Raw genomic sequence first — 18,029 nt, forward strand, 5'->3', positions numbered from 1 at the left:
CCTCTCTTCGAGTCGTCACAGCGCGCGCTTGGTGGACGACCGGCGCTGCAACGCGCTGACCCGGGCCACGCCCAGCACGGCGACGAGGGCCACGACCGCGACGTCGAGCAGCATCAACGGCCAGCCCGTCACGTCGACCATCCCGCCGACCAGGGCCGGCCCGAGGAAGCCGCCGCCCGCCCAGCCGACGGTGTAGAGCCCGGTGTAGGTGCCCACCACGCGGTCGGACGGGGCGAGGTTCCACAGCACGACGACCGCGTTGACCAGGAACGAGGAGGCGGCCGCCGCGGCCAGGCACAGGGCGATCACGACACCGGTGGGCGTGCGGACCGCGGTGCCGAGCACCATGGCGGCCGCGAACACCGCCATCCCGACCGTCATCACCCGGAGCCGGCCGAACCGCTCGGCGAGCAGCGCCACGGGGTAGGCGGCCACGATGAAGGCGATCCCGCTGGGCAGGGTCAGCCCGCCCGCGTCGCCCGCGGACAGGCCGAGCGCCTCCATGCCGTAGGGCGTGATGAGCGAGCGCGAGGCGGCCCAGGCGCCGCCGAACAGCAGGATCGACCCGATCAGCAGCAACCTGCTGCGGTCGGCGTCCTTCAGGATGTCGGGCACGATGTCCCGCACCCGGTCACCGGCCCGCGGCTCGGCCTGCCGCTCGCGGTCCTCCGCCAGCGCGTTCCGGTAGGCGGGTGACCGGCTGTCCCGCACCTTCAGGCCGAGCACGAGCACGGACACCACCATCAGGGCCGAGGGGATCGCGAACGACCACTCCAGGTGCTCGTCGATCAGGAAGATGCTGATCAGCGCCGCCACGATGGCCGTGACGCTCGACGCGATCTTGACCGCCGCGTTGGCCCGGCTGCGCCGCGCGGGCGCGATGAAGTCCGGCAGCAGCGCTTCGGCGATCGGCTTGAACGAGTTCGCGACCAGCGCGTACGCGAACATCACCGCGACCAGCAGCGGCAGCGAGGACGCGGCGTGCGGGATGGCGAGGAACAGCAGCGCGGCCACCGGCATCCCGACCACGAGGTACGGCATCCGCCTGCCCCACGACGTGCGGGTGTTGTCCGACCGGTTGCCCATCCACGGCTGGACGAAGATGCCGAGCAGGTTGTCCATCCCCATGAGCAGGCCGATGAGCGCGGCGCTGCCGATGTGCTCGCGGAGCAACGGCGGGACCTGCGACTCGTACAGGTTCCACGTCGACTCCTGGGCGAAGACGGCCAAGGCCACGAAGAACGTGATCCGCCCGGTCCGAATGCGCTGCGTGGTCGCCGTCGTCATTGGCGCAACCTTCCCTCCGCCACCGCCGGTGGTGGCGTGCCGCACGGTACTTTTGCTATAGCAAGATAGTCAACCGAGGCATGGTGATCCATGCCATGGCATGATTGGGGTCAGCCGGCGGCGATTTCGGCGGCGATCGCCGTGCCGAGGCCCTCGGTCGTGCCGGTGCCGCCGAGGTCGGGGGTGAGCACGTCCGGCCGCCCGTCGAGCACGCTCTCGATCGCGGCCACCACCCGTGCCGCCGCGGTCGGCTCGCCCAGGTGCTCCAGCATCATGGCGCCGCTCCAGATCTGCCCGACGGGATTGGCGATCCCGCGCCCAGCGATGTCCGGCGCCGAACCGTGCACCGGCTCGAACAGGCTCGGCCACGTGCGGTCCGGGTTGATGTTGGCGCTGGGCGCGATCCCGATCGTCCCGGCGCAGGCCGGGCCGAGGTCGGAGAGGATGTCGCCGAAGAGGTTGCTGGCCACGACCACGTCGTAGTGCTGGGGCTGCAGCACGAACTTGGCGGTCAGGATGTCGATGTGGTCCTTGTCCGCGACCACGTCCGGGTACTGCTCCGCCATCGCCGCCGCGCGCTCGTCCCAGTACGGCATGGTGATGGAGATGCCGTTGCTCTTGGTCGCCCACGTCAGGTGCTTGCGGGGGCGTGCGGCGGCGAGGTCGAAGGCGTACCGCAGCACCCGGTCCACGCCGATCCGGGTCATCACGGTCTCCTGCACCACCGTCTCGCGCTCGGTGCCCTCGAAGATCCGGCCGCCGATGCTGGAGTACTCGCCCTCGGTGTTCTCCCGGACGACGAGGAAGTCGATGTCACCGGGCTCCCGGTCACGCAGCGGGCTGCGCACGCCGCGCAGCAGACGGACCGGTCGCAGGTTGACGTACTGGTCGAACTCGCGGCGGAACCGCAGCAGGCTGCCCCACAGCGAGACGTGGTCGGGAACCACCTCGGGCCACCCCACCGCGCCGAAGAAGATCGCGTCGAAGCCGCCCAGCACCTCCCGCCAGTCCGGCGGCAGCATCTCGCCGTGCCGCAGCCAGTAGTCGGCGCAGGCGAAGTCGAACTCGGTGAACTCCAGCCCGAACCCGTGCGCCTCGGCGGCGGCCCGCAGGCACCGCAACCCCTCCGGGACGACTTCCCGGCCGATGCCGTCACCGGGGATGACCGCGACGCGATAACGTTGTGGCACAAGCGACTCCTTCGACCTCGACACGCCTGCCGTCCCACTCGACCACGAGCGGTCGTTCCACTGTGGTCCGGGCCGAACGGCGCGGCAAGGCCGACCGGGGCAACCTGTCCTTTCGCTCGGGGAAAGGCCCGCGACATGACCACGTCCATGGACGACCTGCGCTTCTTCCACGTGGTCGCGTCCAACGAGACGCTCACCGCCGCCGCCCGCGAGCTGGGCTGGTCGCTCCCGGTCGTCAGCAAGCGGCTGAAGGCCCTGGAGCACCGCCTCGACGCACGGCTGGTGCACCGGGGCACGCGCCGCCTCGTGCTGACCGCCGAGGGCGAGCTCTACGCGTCGCACCTGGACACGATCCTGGCCCAGGTGCGCCAGCTCGAAGACCTGATCACGCACCGCTCCGGCGACCTGCGCGGTTCCATCGTGGTCCAGGCGACGCTCGGCCTCGGGCGCGCGCACATCGCGCCGCTCCTCGGCGAGTTCACCGCGTCGCACCCCCGGCTGAGCGTCGAGCTGCGCACGTCGGCCCTCCCCCTGCGCCCGCACCGCCGCGAGTTCGACCTGGCCGTGCACGTGGGCACGCCACCGGACTCGACGCTGCGGATCCGCCGCCTGGCGAAGAACCGCCGCGTGCCGTGCGCCGCACCGTCCTATGTGGAACGCCACGGGATGCCGGAGCGGATCGAGGACCTGGCCGACCACGACTGCATCGTGCTGCGGGAGAACGAGGGCGACTTCGACCTGTGGCGGTTCGGGGACTCCCGCCACCCGCGCCAGGTGCGCGTGCGCGGCCGGCTGTCGAGCAACGACGGCGACGTGATCACCGACTGGGCGCTCCAAGGCCGGGGCGTGATCATGCGCTCGGAGTGGCACGTCCGGCCGCACCTCGACAGCGGCGCGCTGGTGCGGGTGCTGCCCGGCGTGCCGACGCCACCCGCCGACATCTACGCGCTCGTGTCCGACGACGTCCACGTGCCCCGGCGCGTCAGCGAGCTGGTGAAGCACCTCGCCGCACACCTGCCCGCGCGCATCGCCCCGGATACGCTATAGCACACGTGCCCGCGAGTTGCGTATCCGTTCGCTATGGCCTTCGGTACCATGGTCGGGTGACGGAGGACCTTCTCGCGACGCTGAAGAGCGACACCCTCGCCGACCGCGCGTACGAAGCCATCCGGGAGGCCATCACGACCGGTGGCCTGCGCAGCGGTGAGAAGGTCACCGAGCGTGGCCTGGCCGCGCAGCTCTCCGTCAGCCCGACACCGGTCCGCGAGGCGATCAGGCGCCTGGAGCAGGACGGCCTCCTGGTCCGCAGAGGTCCCCGCACCGTCATGGTCTCGGACATCGGCGACGCGGCGCTGGAGGACCTCGCCGAGGTGGAGGTGGGTCTGCGCGGCATGGTCGCGCGGTTCGCGGCACGCCGGGCGACCCCGGAGCAGCTCGACGGCCTCGACGCGATCCTGGACGACGCCGACGACCTGTTGATCCTCATCGTCCAGCGCAAGCAGTCCGGGCAGATCCCGCAGCGGCACCTCGACCAGTTGCTGGACACCGTGCAGCGGTTCAACGACGCGCTGGAGGCGTGCGCGGGCAACCCGGTGCTGACCCGGCTGCTTGAGCAGGCCCGCGTGTTCTCCCGGGCCGAACGCCGAGCCCGCCGGCTGGAGGTGATCGCGCACGACCCCACCTTCGCCCTCGACCGCTACTCCAGCCACCGGGCGCTGGTCCGCGCCCTGCGCGCGGGCGACGCGGAAGGCGCCGAATCCATCGTCGTCGCGGACGCCCGCGGCGGGATCAGCGACCTGCTCCACGCGCCCCGATCGGTCGACGGCGACTCCGCGGCGACCTGACCCTCGCCCCGCGGTCCATTCGGGTGTCGGGGCGGTTTGTTCGGGCCGTGTGGGTCCGGGTGGTGGGCAGGATGGGGTCATGGACGATCAGTACCCGCCGCCGGCCGCGGACCGCGGTGGTGCGGCGACCGTCGACCAGGTCGGTATCGCGTCCGGGGCGTCGACCGTGGTGCAGGCCGGACGTGACGCCAAGGTCGAGGTCAACTACGGGATCACCCTGCCGGTGCCGCCGCCGGTGGCGCTCGCCGGGCTGCCGCCGGCCGAGACCGCGTTCGCCGGCCGCTCGACCGACCTCGCGGTGCTGGCCGACGTCCTGCGCCCGGGGGCCGACGACCAGCCGACCGTGGCGGTGATCGCCGGTCCGCCCGGGATCGGCAAGACGACCTTGGCGCTGAAAGCGGCACGCGACGCGGTGAACGCCGGGTGGTTCCCCGGCGGTGTGCTGTTCCGGGACTTGCGGGGCTTCGCCCGGCAGGGCCGGGTCGAGCCCGAAGCCGCCCTCGCCGCCCAGCTGCGCGCCCTCGGCGTGGCCGGCGAGCACATCCCGCCCGACCTGGACGGCCGCTCGGCCCTGTACCGGTCGCTGCTGGCCGAGCGCGCGGACCGGGTGTTGGTGGTGCTGGACAACGCCGACCTGGCCGGTCAGGTGGCGCCGCTGCTGCCCGGCGACCGACGGCACCGCGTCCTGGTGACGAGCAGGAACACCCTCGACCTGACCTCCGCCCGGCACCACACCCTGGGCGTGCTCACCGGTGAGGAAGCGGTCGACCTGCTCTCCCGGATGCTGGCCGCGCACTCGGACGACCGGATCGCCAAGGCCGGGGACGCCGCCCTTCGGCTCGCCGAGTTGTGCGGCTTCCTGCCGCACGCGTTGGCGATCGCGGGCGGGTTGCTGGTCGGCGACTGCGATCAACCGGTCGCCGAGCTGGTCGACGTGCTGGCCGATCGAACCGAGCGGTTGGCCGAGCTGGCGACCGGTGAGCGTTCGTTCCGAGCCGCGGTCGACCTGTCCTACGAACGGCTCGACCCGCCGGATGCCCGGATGTTCCGCCTGCTCGCGGTCAACTCCGGACCGACGACGACCACGGGCGCCGCCGCCGCGCTGGCCGACCTCGACGAGCGTTCCGCCCGCCGCTCGCTCGATCTGCTGCGGCGAACGCACCTGATCGAACCCGCCGGGCCACGGGGGCGGTTCCGGTTCCACGACCTGATCAGGCTCTACGCCGAGGACCGCCTGCGCCGCGACGAGCCGGACGAGCTGCGCGACGCGGCCCTTCGCCGGCTGCTCGCCCACTTGAACCGGCTGATGGCCGCGGCCCCGCTCCACGACCTGCCGACGGCGCTGGTCGAGAAGAACGCGTTGACCGGGGTCTTCGAGTCGCGTGCCGACGCGTTGGCGTGGTTCGACGCGGAGCGGTCGAACCTGGTGGCGGTGGTCGGCCAGGCGTTCCGGGCCGGGCACCACGCCGACGTGTGCCTCGTGGCCATCCTCCTCGGCTACTCCCTGCAGACGCGGGGCGACTGGGACGACGCGCTCACCGTCCACCGGTTGGCGGTCGAGGCGGCGCGGCAGGCCGCCGACCCGGCGGCGGAGGGCAAGGCGCTGCTCGGCCTCGGCACCGCTTACCGGACCACGCGCGACTTCGAGCGTGCCGACACCGTCCTGCGGCAGGCGCTCGACGTGTTCGGTCGGACCGGTGACCGGGCAGCGGTCACGGCGGTCTCCCGGGAACTGGAGGGCAGCAGGCTCTCGGCGCACGTCTTCACCTCGTTCACCGAACCGGCCGACGACGAACCCGACGTGCCGGAGAACGCGTCCGAGCCCGCCCCGGAAACGGGTGTGATGGCCGCCGTCGCAGCCCTGGAGACCACGAGCAACGACGCGATGAAGCTCTTCCTCCAACGCAGGTTCGACGAGGCACGTGCCGCGAACGAGAAGTTGCTCGCCGGTTGCCGGAAGATCGGCTTGCGGCAGGGCGAGGGCGTGGCGCTCAGCAACATCGGCGACTGCCACTATCACCTGCGTCAGCTCGACCAGGCCATCGCGTTCTACACCGCGTCGATCGAGGCGTCACGCGAGGTCGGGAACCGCCACGGCGAGGCGCAGACGAGCAACAGCCTCGCCAACGCCCACCTGAGCCGCGGTCGACCGGACCTGGCCGTCGCGCAGTACGAACGCGCCGCGGAACTGTTCCGGGAGTTGCGTGACCGGTACGGCGAAGGGATGACGCTGTGCAACCTCGGCGCCGCCCTCGCCGCTCAGGACGAGCGCGAACGGGCTCGCGACTGCCTGCTGCGCGCGGTGGAGTTGCTCGACGGGCAACAACGGCACAAGGACGCCGCCCGTCCACGTGCGCTGCTCGACACTTTGGACAGGTGATCCCCGCGTGCCTGATGCAGCACGCTGGTGGCCTACAGCGGGTTCAGCCGGGGGTGTTGCAGCGCGCCTGACCGAACACCAAGTAGCCGCGCTGCACGCCGGAACTGTCGACGCTGCCGTCACAGTCGATGGCCAGGAAACCGTTGAACTCGGTGTGCTCCGGGTCGGCGTACCACTGGTACAGGCACGCGTAGCCGCTCTTGCACACCGGGATGGCCTGAGCTGAGGCCGGCACGAGGGCGACGACGCCGAGTGCCGCCACGACAGCGACCAGCAGACGACGGATCACGGTGGACCTCCTTGCTCCGGGAACAGGCCCCGAATGCGCCGTGCAGGACGGCGTTCAGGATGACAGCAGGACAGGAAACCTCAGCACCACCGATCGGCAGAGCGCTTCGGGACAACCGAAGCCGTGGACGGCGCCGGATCTGAACGGGTGGAGTGGCTGCACCGCGGTTCCTCGCAATCGGGCCGTCGTGCCCACGCAGGCCACGAGTACGTGCCGGTGCGGCACCGTAGCGGCCATGAGCGGTGGAACGCAGAGCAGCCGAACCGCGCGAACGGGTCTGTGGCCGGCCTGCTGCCGACGGAGTAACGCGCCGCGTCCATCAGCCGACATGGGCAAGCGAAGCACCTCGGAAGGAAACCCGTGAAGATTCCCTTAGCCGTGATCGTCACCGCTGCCGTGCTCCTCAGCGGCTGCACCCCGGCCACGACCGGCGCACTCGACACGACCCTGGATGCCGCCAGGTCCACGACGGTCATCCCGACCACGACCCCGGTCACCACCACGACCACCACCGCACCGGCCCCAGCCGCTCCCGAGACGTGCACCGTGCCGGACGTAGTCGGCATGGTTCACCAGAACGCCCAGGACACCATGCAAGCCGCCGGGCTGTACAACCTCCGAGAGCAGGACTCCACCGGCCAAGGCCGGGCGCTGGTCCTCGACCGCAACTGGACCACGACTGCGCAGAGCGTGGCTGCCGGCCAGGCCGTGGACTGCATGACCGAGATCCTGCTGTCGGCGAAGAAGACCGGCGAGTAGTGAGCCGACAGCGTCCGGTTGCCGCTGTCGCGGCGTAGCGCCGAGCAGCCGACCCGCGCCGGCTGCTCGGACCTGAGGGCTCAGCCGGTGAAGTCGTTGACGCCGAGGGCGAAGTCCCAGTGGCCGACCCCGTTGCCGGCGAGACCCACGGTGACCACGCCCAGTCCTTCCAGCCAGTGCGCCATTTTCAGGCCGCCGACGTCCAGCGGCCGGAGGTCGAGGCTCTGGATGAAGGCCGCCACGTCCGCCTTGGCTTGCGCGTCGTCGCCGGCGATGAAGACGTCGGGCCGGCCGTTCGCCAGGACGTTGCGGAAGATGGTGTTGAACGCCTTCACCACGCCGGCGCCGGCCGGGGCGACCTTGGCGACTTCCTGCGCGATCGAGGTCTCCTCGCTGTGGGCCAAGCCGTCGAACGTGGCGTTGAAGGGGTTGCTGATATCGACGATGACCTTGCCCGCGAGGGCGTCCCCGTAGTCGACGACGACCGGGACGACACCGTCGTGCAGCAGGGCCGTGATGACGATGTCCCCGGCCGGGACGGCGCCCCACTTGCCCGTCGTCGCGCCGCCGCCCAGCGCCTGGGCCAGGTCATCGGCCTTGGCCTGATCGCGGCCCATGACCTCGACGGTGTTGCCGCCCGCCACCGCGAGCGTGCCGATGGTGCGGGCCATGTTCCCCGTGCCGATGAGGGTGATGCTGCTCATGAGGTGTGCTCTCTCGTTCGTCGTGGGGTGCGCCCGCGGGGTTCAGATGGCGGTGGTGCCGCCGTCGGCGACCAGTTCCAGGCCGTTGACGTAGCTGGAGTCGTCCGAGGCGAGGAACAGGGCGATGGTGGCGACTTCTTCGGGGCGGCCCATCGTGCCGCGGGGGATGAGGGATTCGAAGGCGGCTTTGGTTGCCTCGTCGAACAGTTCTTCCTGTTTCGCGGTGGCGACCTGGCCGGGGGTCAGGACGTTGACCCGGATCCTGCGGTCGCGCAGTTCGTTGAGCCAGACGCGGGCCCAGGCCTGCTGGACGGCCTTGCTCCCCGCGTAGAGGCTCCAGCCGGGGAAGGCGCCGAGGGAGGCGTTGGACCCGGTCATGAAGATCGAGCCGTTGTCGTTGATCAGCGGCAGTGCCTTCTGCACGGTGAACAGGGTGCCGCGCGCGTTGAGCGAGAACGCGCGGTGGAACTGGTCCTCGGTGATCTCGCCGAGGACGGCGGGTTCGCCCATCCCGGCGTTGGCCCACAGCACGTCGATCGAGCCCTTCTCCCGCTTGACGGTGTCGTACAAGCGGTCCAGGTCGTCCAGGTCGGCCGCGTCACCCTGGACGGCGGTGACGTTGCGGCCGATCAGCTCGACCGCGGCGTCCAGTGCTTCCTGCCGCCGTGCCTGGATGAAGACGTGCGCCCCTTCCTCGACGAACAGTTTGGCGCCGGCCAGTGCCATGCCGGTGGATCCGCCGGTGATCACCGCGACCTTGCCGTCGAGCTTTCCCACGATCACTCCGTTGAGTTGAGGGGTATCCGAAGCAGTTCGGCTCTTATATACACCAGACTGTGTACGTAACGTAGCCGACGGCCGGTCGAGGCGCAAGCTAAGTACACCGAGCAGTACCGCACGGGCTATGCTGGAGGCATGGCGGAGTTGGAGAAGGGCCCCCTGGGCCGGCGCCGCGGCAGGGGCGCACGCGAGCGCATCCTCGGCGCGTCACAGCAGCTGTTCCGCGATCAGGGCATCAACCGCACCGGCATGGACCAGCTCTGCGCCGAGGCCCAGGTGTCCAAGCGCACCGCCTACCAGCACTTCCCCAGCAAGGACGAGCTCGTCGCCGAGTACCTGCGCCGATTCGATCCCGACGTCATGCCCGGGGTGTTCGACCGAACGGACCTCACACCCCGCGAACGACTCCTCGCCGCCTTCGACATACCCGCGTCCACACCCCTGTGCCCCTACATCTCGGCGGCCGTCGAACTGCACGACCCCCAGCACCCCGCGTCCCAGTACGCGCGCGACTACAAGACCGCCATCGCCGCACGGCTCACCGAAACCGCCCGCGAAGCCGGCGCCACCAACCCCGAACAGCTCGGCGAACAACTGGCACTGCTCATCGACGGCGCCTCGGCCCGCACCCGGGTCCTCGACAGCGACTCCTTCCCCACCGCCGCCGCCATCGCCGCCGTCCTCATCGACAACGCCCTCCCCGCGACATGAAATGTTATTGACTAACTTTTGTTAGTGGCTAACACTCAGTCGCATGAGTGTTGTCGTAGTGGGCGCTGGACCGACCGGGTTGGCCACGGCGTGTGCCCTGCGGACGCAGGGCGTGCCGGTGCGCGTCGTGGACGGGGCCGTCGCGCCGGCCACGACGTCGCGGGCGTTGGGGCTGCAACCGCGGGGCGGTGAAGTGCTGGGCAGGCTCGGGGCGCTGGGCGACCTGCCCCGACGGTCGGTGAGCATCCGCCGGGTGGTGATCCACGTCGGTGGTCGGCGTGCGGGCGAGTTGCGGGTCGGGCAGCCGACGAAGCTGGTGCGGCAGCCCGGACTGCTGGTGTCCCAGGCCGAGGTCGAGGCCCGGTTGCGGGCACGGCTCGGCGAGCTGGGCGTTGCGGTCGAGTGGGGCACCCGGGTCGTGGGCGTCGAGCAGGACGACGGCGGGGTGGTGTTGTCCACGTCGGCGGGCCACGTCGGCGCGGAGTGGGTGGTCGGCTGCGACGGCGCGCACAGCGTGGTGCGCAAGGCGTCAGGTGTCGGGTTCCCGGGTGTGCCGCTGGTCGAGGGTTTCGTGCTCGGTGACGTGCGCGTGGAGCTGCCGTTGCCGCGTGACGCGGTCGGGGTGTGGGTTCGGGGCGAGGAGATGTTCTCGGCGTTCCCGCTGCCGGACGGGGTGTGGCGGTTCATGGCGCCCGCGCCGGGCGTGGCGGTCGAAGACGTCCCGGCGTTCCTGGCGGCCTGCGCCGGACGCCACGCCGGTGTCCGGATCGGCGCGGGCGGGGAGTGGGTGTGGACGTCGGTGTTCCGCATCCACCGGCGCTTGGCCGGGACCTATCGGCAGGGCCGGGTGCTGCTGGCAGGGGACGCCGCGCACATCCACAGCCCGTTCGGCGGCCAGGGCATGAACACCGGGTTGGGCGACGCGGAGAACCTGGCGTGGCGGCTGGCCCTGGTCACCTCGGGACGCGCGGGGCACGGCTTGCTCGACGGTTACGAGGCCGAGCGCAGGCCGGTGGCGGCCGACGTGCTCGACTCGACCAGCGGCCTGACCGGCCTGGTGCTGGGCGAATCGGCCCTCGCCCGGGTGGTGCGCGACCGCGTGCTGTTCCCGCTCATGGGGCTGCCGCCGGTGCGGAAGCTGATCTGGGAGCAGGCGTCGCAGCTCAAGACCAGCTACGCCCAATCCCCTTCGGCAGACGACCGCGCGTCGGCGACCGGGTTCCCGAGTTCGCCCGCCACCACGAGTTCCGCTGGACGTTCGCCGCACCGGCGGGCCACCCGTGCCTGTCGACGGCGCGCGACCTGCTGGGTGACGTGCGAGAGGTGCACCGCGAGGGCCGAGCGCTGCTCGTCCGCCCCGACGGACACCTCGCGTGGCGCGGGAAGCCCGATCCGGACGCGCTGCGCCGAGCGCTGACGGCCATGCTTGACCGGTGACACCGGACCAGAACACGTCAGGCGGGTTGCGCGAGCAGCGCAAGGCGCGCACCCGTCGTGCGATCCAGGACCACGCCTTGCGGCTGTTCCTGAGCAAGGGCTACGACGCGACCACCGTGGAGGAGATCGCCACCGCCGCGGGCGTGTCGCACATGACCTTCTTCCGCTACTTCCCCACCAAGGAAGCCGTGGTGGAGGACGACGACTACGACCCGCTCATCGCCGAACTGGTCCGCGACCGGCCGGCCGACGAAAGCCCGCTGACCGCCCTGCACGCCGCACTGCGCACCGGCCTGGACGCCGTGCTCACCACCGACCGCGAGGCCGTCTACGCCCGAACACGGCTGGTCGTCACCAATCCGGCGCTGCGCGCCCGTCAGTGGCGCAACACCGCCACCACGCAATCCCTCCTGGCCCAGGCACTGGCCGACCGCGAGCGACAACCCGTCGACCTCCGCCTGAGGGTCATCGCCGCCGCGGCCACCGCGGCCCTCATCACCGCCTTGACCGCGTGGGTGGACGGTGACGGCGCCGACGATCTTCGGACGCTGGTCGACGAGGCGTTCGCGGCGTTGGGCACGGGACGCTGAACCACGTCGGCGCCTGGTCCCGCGCCACGGGACGCCCGACGAGTCGGCCGGCCCTGGCACCAACTTCCACTGGGCGTCGGTGTACGGCTCGAACGGGTACTGGTCGACGCGACCGGTGTAGTCGCGGAACCCTGACGGTGCGCGACGTCGAGGTCCGCTGCCCCGCGGTCGCCGAATCGTTGAGCGGTCAGGAAGGCAGCTTTCCGGCGGCGGCGGTTGCCAGGCGCTTGGCCGGTGGGCAGTACTCGATGCCCGGTCGATCACCCTTCACCGTCAGCTCCACCACGTCGATGTACGCCTGCTGCGGCAGGTTCGGCGGTAGGTGGGGAACACTGACGGTGCAGCTCTTGCTCGAGTCCGTGTCCAACTGCACGTAGGCGTTGCGACCGTCCAACTTGACCAGTTCGCCCTTGATCTCCTCCTGGGCCGAGTGCTGGTCGTAGCGCAGGCTGACGGCGGGTCCGCCGATCGTGCTGAGCCACTTGCACGACCAGTTCCCGAACACGTTGACGGCCGACGTGCGGTTGACCGAGGGCAGCGTGGCGAGCGCCTCGTCGTCCAGCAGGGCGCAGGCGTCGACGTGGGCGAGCGAGCCGGGCGGGAACGGGGTGGCCCGCCGGGGGATCATGCCGCTGCGGAGCACCTCCAGCACGGTGCTCGTCGCGACGTCGGCTACCGCGCAGAGGTCCAGCGGCGGGTTGCCCAGCTTCGCCGTCACTCGGACGGCGTAGTCGTCGTCCACCATCACGGTGCGGTCGCACTCGCCGCTCAGCCGGGCTTCCTCGACGACCTCGAGCGGACGCCCCTGCACGACGCGAGACGCGCGTGTGACCAGTTGGACCTCGATGTCCACGGGCTCTATGGCGCCGACGTCGACCAGGGCGTCACAACGGTTGAAGTTGCCGTAGGTGGTGAGCACCTGTGTCGGACCGAACCGGCGCAACTCCCGTTCGTCGATCAGCGCACAAGGGTCGGCGGTGCGCTCGTCTCCGACCGGACCGCCGGCGGGCGCGTGTTGTTGCGCTGCCGGCGCTTGGCGGTCTCCGGAGGACACCGCGACGCCGAGCACCGCGAGGCAGGCGACGGCCGCGGCGGCGCGGAGCAGGGGACGCCGCTTGGCCGGGGAACGGGCGGGGCCTGCGGCCGGCGGCGGGACCCAATCGCCCACGATGTCCTTGAGGCGTGATCGGACCTCGTCGGCGGTCGGTCTCTCGGTGGGACGCCGACGCAGCATCTCCGTCAGCAGCGGGGCCAGTGGACCCGCTTGGCGCATCGGCAGGACCTCGCCACGTCGAGCGCGTTCCAGCACCTCGTGCGACTCACCGCTGCCGAAGGGCGGGGTGCCCTCCACCGCCGCGTACAGCGTGGCGCCGAGCGAGAAGACGTCCGAGGCGCGGCTCGCCGGGTGCCCTCCCGCCACCTCGGGCGAGGTGTACGCCGGCGTGCCGCTGATCCTGCCGTCGTCGGTCCGGGTCACCTCTCGCCAGATGGAGATGCCGAAGTCGGTCAGCTTGGCCAGGTCGTCGTCGGTGACCAGGACGTTGCCCGGCTTCACGTCGCGGTGCACGATGTTCCTCGCGTGCACCGCGGCCAGCGCGGCCGCGATCTGCAGTCCGACCCTCGCCACCCGCTCAGGCGGCAGCGCTCCCCGCACCGCCACCGCCTTGTCCAGGCTCTCCGCGGGCAGGTACTCCATGACGAGCCAGCAGTCGTCGGCGTCGACGGTGTCGAAGATCGAGATCGCGTTCGGGTGGTGCACCTGTGCGGCGGTTTGGGCCTCGCGGCGGAACCGCGCCCGGTCGGTCTCGTCCGCCACCGCGTGCGGCCGCTTGAGCGCCACCCGCCGCTTCAGCTTCCGGTCGAACGCGGTCCAGACGACGCCGCCGGACCCGGAGCCACGTGCTTCTTCCAGTACGTAACGCCCGTCGACCACATCCCCCGTACGCACGGTCGGTAGTGTAGTGATCGCTCAGTGGTGTCGTCACGGAATTCACCGGAATGGTCTTGCGGAATCAGGTGTGCGTGATCGTCATTCGAAATGCGCCACCAGGGTGTCGTCGTTGTTGTCGCATGGCGTGGAATCGCCGCGACGTCGTTGACCTGCGCGTCAGCTGTCCGCCTTTCGGCTTCACGAAAAGGATTCGGGTCCGGCGGTTCAGCCTCGGCGCGGGCGGCGTCGCGTTTCCGCACAATTGCGGGCTACCGCGTTGCCACCCTGCCGCAGGCCGGGCAGGACTCACGGTTATCGACCATTCCGGTGGATAACCTGCCCGGACAGCCGATGACCGCCTATCGACGCCCGTGCCGATTCCACAGATCCTTGTCGCGGGGTCGGGAGTCCTCTTCCACGGCTTCGACCGCGCCGAGGAGGCCGCGGAGGCCGGCTTCGTAGAGCTGGGTCTCCGCCGGATCGGACAGCCACTGCTCGATCGGCAGGCCGGTGGCCGCCTCGTCCAGCCGGCCGGCTTCGGCCTCGGCGAGTTCTGCCCTGACCGTGAGTTCGAGTTCGTGCAGGAAGGCGTGGTCGCCGGTCGGGTTGCCGCCGCCCGTGCGATCCGGCCGGTCCCGGTAGTGGGTCGTGCCGAGGATCGCGTTCGGGCCGGGCAGGAGGGTGCGCTCGCCGAGCGAGGTGCCGAAGTAGCTCGCGTGCGGGTCCGTGACGACCGTGCGCGGGTCGTTCCGCGCGGCCAGGAGGTCGCGGAAGAACCGGTCCATCCGGAACTGCTCGGGACCGGCTACCTCGACGATCCCGTTCACCGGCGCACCCGCGGAGATCCTGCCGACCGCCTCGGTGACGTCGTCGCCCGCCACGGGCTGGAAGAGCACCGGCGCGAGTCGGACGGCGCCGTCGTCGGTGGCCGAGTCCGCCATGCGCGGCAAGAACTCGTGGAACTGCGTCGCGCGCACGATCGAGTAGGGCATCCCCGAGTTCTCGATCAGCTTCTCCTGGGCGCTCCTCGCGCGGAAGTAGCCGCTCTGCGGGGACTGCCCGGTGCCCACCACGGACAGTGCGACGTGGTGGCCGACGCGTGCCACCGCCTCCGCGGCGAGCAGGTTGCGGGTGGACGTCTCGAAGAGCTCCGCGGCGTCACCGGAGAACGGTGTGCTCGACACGTCGACCACGACGTCCGCGCCGGTCAGGGCGTCGGCGAGGCCCGCGCCGGTGAGCGTGTCCACGCCGGTGTCCGGTGCCGCCGCCACGACCTCGTGGCCGTGTCCACCCAGTCTCGACACGAGTTTCGACCCGATCAGACCGGTACCGCCGATCACCACGACCTTCACGACGACCTCCTGTCCGCCGGGCCGCCCGTCGCGGTCCCGACGCCAGCTCAGACAGGGCAGGCCGGCGGTCTGTGACAAGCCCGCGCGAAATCGCGTCAACGGCGGTGCCAGCCGTTCAGCTTGGCCGGGTTGAGCACGATCCACACGTCGGTGACTTTGGCGTCGACCTCCCGGAGGCCGACGACCGCGAGGGCACGGCCCGCGCGGCGCAGCGCCAGCCCGGTCCGGCCGTTGACCGACTCGATGGTCAACTCGGTGTCCGGCGGTCGCCCGCACAGCAGGGCAGCGACCAGCTGGGTGACGTCCTCCGCGCCGTGCACGACACCTGCCGCGGCAGGCACGAGTCCGCCGCTGTCGCACACGGCGACCGCATCGGCGTCCAAGGCGGCCCGGACCGCGGCGACGTCGTCCCGCAGGCACGCCTCGGCGAACCCCCGCGCGACGTCGTCAAGCCGGTTGAGCATCAACCCCTCAGCTCTGTCGCAGTCGCCCTTCATGACCGGGCAGCAGGGGAGATTGTGACGTCGGCGACTCCGACACGTCGGACACCGCCGCGATCTTCTCGGGGTTGAGCATCCACAGCACCCGGTCGATGCCGTCGGTCGTGGTGCTGACCGCGAGCACGCCGAACTCGACGCCGTTGCGCCTCAGCACGGCGGAGACCTGCCCGTTCGCGCTCACCCACCGCACGTCGAGGCCGTCCCAGAACCAGGTGATCGCGTTCATGAACTGCGTGACGGCAGGCACGCCCACGAGCACCTTGCGGGCGACGCCCAGCTTGCCGTTGCCGTCGGACAGGCTCGTCACGTCCGCCGAGAGGAGCCGTTCCAACGCGGCCATGTCGCCGGTGCGGGCGGCCGTGATGAACGTGGACAGCAGCTCCCGCTGCGCCGCGGCCGTCGCCGGCGTGCGCCGTTCACCCGCCATGTGCTTGCGCGCCCGACTGACCAACTGACGCACCGCCGGCTCCGTCGACTGCAGAATGTCGGCGATCTGCGCGTACGAGTAGTCGAACGCCTCCCGCAACACGTACGCCGCCCGCTCGTTCGGCGTCAGCTTCTCCATCAACATCAACGCCGCGAACTCCAGCGCCTCACCCCGCTCCGCACCCAGGTACGGATCCGCACTCGTGTCCACCGGCTCCGGCAACCACGGCCCCACATACGTCTCACGCCGCACCCGCGCCGACTGCAACGCGTTGATCGCCAACCGCGTCGCCGTCGTCGCCAGGAACGCGGCCGGGTTGACCACCACCGAACGATCACACGTCTGCCACCGCAACCAGACCTCCTGCACCAGGTCCTCGGCCTCGGTCGCACTGCTCAACATCCGATACGCGATCCCGAACAAACGCGGCCGCACGCCCATGAAGACAGCCGCGGCCTCCTCCAGGTCGTCCACACGCTCAACTTATCCCCTGCACCGGCCGCCTCCCACCCGGAGCGAGGGGCCATGCCGTTCACGTCACAACCGTCCGGCCTGTCCGGTCTTCAGCGGGTAACCCGAGAGAACAGAGGGCATCATGCGGAAGATCCTGCGGTCGGTGAGCCATGGCCGGCGCTGAGGGCAGGTCCGAGGGGACCGTCGGTGTACGCGTTCGGATGAACGCACGCTCAACCGAAGAGCCGAATCGCGTGTCGAGCCGGCTGGAGCTGCTGTTCGACCTGACGTTCGTGGTCGCGGTGGCGAGTGCGGTCAGGGAGCTGGCGCACACGATCGAGGCGGGTCACGCGTCGTCCGGCGTCCTCCCGTTCCTCGAGGTGTTCTTCACGATCTGGTGGGCGTGGATGAACTTCACGTGGTTCGCCTCGTCCTACGACACCGACGACGTCGCCTACCGGGTGATGACGATGCTGCAGATGGCGGGCGTGCTCATCCTCGCCGCCGGGGTGCCGGCCGCCGCCGAAGGTGACTTCCGGACGGTGACGCTGGGTTACCTCGTCATGCGGGTGACCCTGGTCGCGCAGTGGGTGCGAGCGGCGATCGAGGATCCGGTGAGACGGCGCACGGCGCTGCGCTACGCGGTGGGCATCTCCGTCCTGCAGGCGGGCTGGCTGGTGTGGCTGTGGTCGGCGGAAGCCGGCGTGCTGTCCGGCGGCGGGCTGCTGCCCGGCTTCGTCGTGCTCGCCGCGTTCGAGCTCGCGGTGCCGCCGTGGGCGGAGCGGAGGAACCGGACGACCTGGCACCCCCACCACATCGCCGAGCGGTACAACCTGTTCACGGTCATCCTCTTCGGCGAAACCCTGTTCGCGGCGTCGACCGGTGTCGCCACCGTCGTGCGGGACGGGTGGACGTCGTCGCTGAGCGTGGTCGCGGGATCAGGTCTCGTGCTGATGTTCGCGTTGTGGTGGCTGTACTCGCTCGAACCGGGTGGCGAGGCGCTGGCCGCGCTGCGGCACCGCTCGTACCAGTGGGGCTACGGCCATTTCGGGTTGTTCGCCGCGCTCGCCGCTCTCGGCGCCGGTCTCGAGGTCGCCGTGTCGCAGAGCGGGCACCACGCGGAGATCCCGGCGACCACGGTCGGTTACGCGGTGGCGATACCGGTCGCCGGGTTCCTGGTGCTGCTGTGGGCGGTCCACGCACCGTTCATCCGGCGATCGGTGGCCGGGCACATCGGCCCGCTGCTCGGTGCGGTGGCCGTCGTGCTCGTGCCTCAGGCGGCACCGGTCGTGGGGTCGGCCGGCGCCGTGGCCCTGATCGCGGCGGTCTGCGTCGTCGTCACGGCGCTGACCGTCGTGTCCCGCCAACGGCGGGCCGTGGAGCTGAGGTCGTAGCC

17 protein-coding genes and 1 pseudogene are annotated in these 18,029 nt (G+C 70.9%); 9 read left to right on the top strand and 9 right to left on the bottom strand.

Features of this window, described 5'->3' with window-relative positions; all coding sequences use genetic code 11:
- Window positions 1–15: 15 nt before the first annotated feature.
- Complete coding sequence (locus ADK67_RS31605; RefSeq protein ID WP_053720202.1) at window positions 16–1,287, bottom strand: MFS transporter; 1,272 nt, start codon at window positions 1,285–1,287, stop codon at window positions 16–18.
- A 110-nt stretch (window positions 1,288–1,397) separates the two neighbouring features.
- Complete coding sequence (locus tag ADK67_RS31610) at window positions 1,398–2,477, bottom strand: tartrate dehydrogenase (protein WP_053720203.1); 1,080 nt, start codon at window positions 2,475–2,477, stop codon at window positions 1,398–1,400.
- 135 nt (window positions 2,478–2,612) lie between these two features.
- Between ADK67_RS31610 and ADK67_RS31615 the strand changes: the two genes are divergently transcribed.
- From ADK67_RS31615 to ADK67_RS31625, 3 genes are all read left to right on the top strand, one after another.
- Window positions 2,613–3,524 (top strand): LysR family transcriptional regulator, encoded by a 912-nt coding sequence (locus ADK67_RS31615; protein WP_053720204.1) that lies wholly within the window; start codon window positions 2,613–2,615, stop codon window positions 3,522–3,524.
- Between the two features lie 56 nt (window positions 3,525–3,580).
- Entirely contained in the window at window positions 3,581–4,321 is a 741-nt protein-coding gene (locus ADK67_RS31620) for a GntR family transcriptional regulator (RefSeq protein ID WP_053720205.1), read from the top strand.
- Between the two features lie 79 nt (window positions 4,322–4,400).
- On the top strand, window positions 4,401–6,701 hold the full coding sequence (locus ADK67_RS31625) for a tetratricopeptide repeat protein (protein ID WP_053720206.1): 2,301 nt from the start codon (window positions 4,401–4,403) through the stop codon (window positions 6,699–6,701).
- Between the two features lie 43 nt (window positions 6,702–6,744).
- Here the strand turns inward: ADK67_RS31625 and ADK67_RS31630 are convergent, their stop codons facing one another.
- Window positions 6,745–6,990: a hypothetical protein gene (locus ADK67_RS31630; protein ID WP_053720207.1), complete on the bottom strand. Its 246-nt coding sequence runs from the start codon at window positions 6,988–6,990 to the stop codon at window positions 6,745–6,747.
- Between the two features lie 360 nt (window positions 6,991–7,350).
- Here ADK67_RS31630 and ADK67_RS54015 point away from each other — a divergent pair, with 360 nt between their 5' ends.
- Window positions 7,351–7,749 (top strand): PASTA domain-containing protein, encoded by a 399-nt coding sequence (locus ADK67_RS54015; RefSeq protein WP_231648432.1) that lies wholly within the window; start codon window positions 7,351–7,353, stop codon window positions 7,747–7,749.
- Window positions 7,750–7,829: 80 nt separating this feature from the next.
- Here ADK67_RS54015 and ADK67_RS31640 read toward each other — a convergent pair whose 3' ends face one another.
- Together ADK67_RS31640 and ADK67_RS31645 are read right to left on the bottom strand one after the other, a co-directional pair.
- Window positions 7,830–8,453 (bottom strand): NADPH-dependent F420 reductase, encoded by a 624-nt coding sequence (locus tag ADK67_RS31640; protein WP_053720208.1) that lies wholly within the window; start codon window positions 8,451–8,453, stop codon window positions 7,830–7,832.
- Window positions 8,454–8,495: 42 nt separating this feature from the next.
- Window positions 8,496–9,230 (bottom strand): SDR family NAD(P)-dependent oxidoreductase, encoded by a 735-nt coding sequence (locus ADK67_RS31645; protein ID WP_053720246.1) that lies wholly within the window; start codon window positions 9,228–9,230, stop codon window positions 8,496–8,498.
- 138 nt (window positions 9,231–9,368) lie between these two features.
- Between ADK67_RS31645 and ADK67_RS31650 the strand changes: the two genes are divergently transcribed.
- The 4 genes and pseudogenes from ADK67_RS31650 (at window position 9,369) to ADK67_RS31660 (ending at window position 11,971) form a co-directional block, all read left to right on the top strand.
- The gene (locus ADK67_RS31650; protein ID WP_053720209.1) at window positions 9,369–9,944 is read left to right on the top strand and encodes a TetR/AcrR family transcriptional regulator; all 576 of its coding nucleotides are present in this window, start codon (window positions 9,369–9,371) and stop codon (window positions 9,942–9,944) included.
- Window positions 9,945–9,987: 43 nt separating this feature from the next.
- Window positions 9,988–10,920, top strand: a pseudogene (locus tag ADK67_RS31655) (FAD-dependent monooxygenase); the annotation flags it as partial.
- Between the two features lie 347 nt (window positions 10,921–11,267).
- The gene (locus ADK67_RS55140) at window positions 11,268–11,381 is read left to right on the top strand and encodes an aromatic-ring hydroxylase C-terminal domain-containing protein (RefSeq protein WP_331459350.1); all 114 of its coding nucleotides are present in this window, start codon (window positions 11,268–11,270) and stop codon (window positions 11,379–11,381) included.
- Entirely contained in the window at window positions 11,378–11,971 is a 594-nt protein-coding gene (locus tag ADK67_RS31660; RefSeq protein ID WP_053720210.1) for an acyl-CoA-like ligand-binding transcription factor, read from the top strand. The genes ADK67_RS55140 and ADK67_RS31660 overlap by 4 nt, the downstream gene beginning before the upstream one ends.
- A 187-nt stretch (window positions 11,972–12,158) precedes the next feature.
- Here the strand turns inward: ADK67_RS31660 and ADK67_RS31665 are convergent, their stop codons facing one another.
- The 4 genes from ADK67_RS31665 to ADK67_RS31680 all read right to left on the bottom strand — a co-directional run bounded on the left by ADK67_RS31665 (window position 12,159) and on the right by ADK67_RS31680 (window position 16,654).
- The gene (locus ADK67_RS31665; protein ID WP_053720211.1) at window positions 12,159–13,919 is read right to left on the bottom strand and encodes a serine/threonine-protein kinase; all 1,761 of its coding nucleotides are present in this window, start codon (window positions 13,917–13,919) and stop codon (window positions 12,159–12,161) included.
- 341 nt (window positions 13,920–14,260) lie between these two features.
- Window positions 14,261–15,253 carry an SDR family oxidoreductase gene (locus tag ADK67_RS31670; protein ID WP_063797788.1) on the bottom strand — a complete coding sequence of 331 codons (993 nt, stop codon included), beginning with the start codon at window positions 15,251–15,253 and terminating at the stop codon, window positions 14,261–14,263.
- 95 nt (window positions 15,254–15,348) lie between these two features.
- A complete protein-coding gene (locus ADK67_RS31675; protein ID WP_053720212.1) occupies window positions 15,349–15,717 on the bottom strand; it encodes a hypothetical protein in 369 nt (122 codons plus the stop codon).
- A 7-nt stretch (window positions 15,718–15,724) separates the two neighbouring features.
- Entirely contained in the window at window positions 15,725–16,654 is a 930-nt protein-coding gene (locus ADK67_RS31680; protein WP_063797789.1) for a sigma-70 family RNA polymerase sigma factor, read from the bottom strand.
- A 233-nt stretch (window positions 16,655–16,887) separates the two neighbouring features.
- Between ADK67_RS31680 and ADK67_RS31685 the strand changes: the two genes are divergently transcribed.
- Window positions 16,888–18,027 carry a low temperature requirement protein A gene (locus ADK67_RS31685; protein WP_231648434.1) on the top strand — a complete coding sequence of 380 codons (1,140 nt, stop codon included), beginning with the start codon at window positions 16,888–16,890 and terminating at the stop codon, window positions 18,025–18,027.
- The last annotated feature ends 2 nt before the right edge of the window (window positions 18,028–18,029 follow it).

Source organism: Saccharothrix sp. NRRL B-16348 (assembly GCF_001280085.1).
In the GTDB taxonomy this organism is placed as follows: Bacteria; Actinomycetota; Actinomycetes; order Mycobacteriales; family Pseudonocardiaceae; genus Actinosynnema.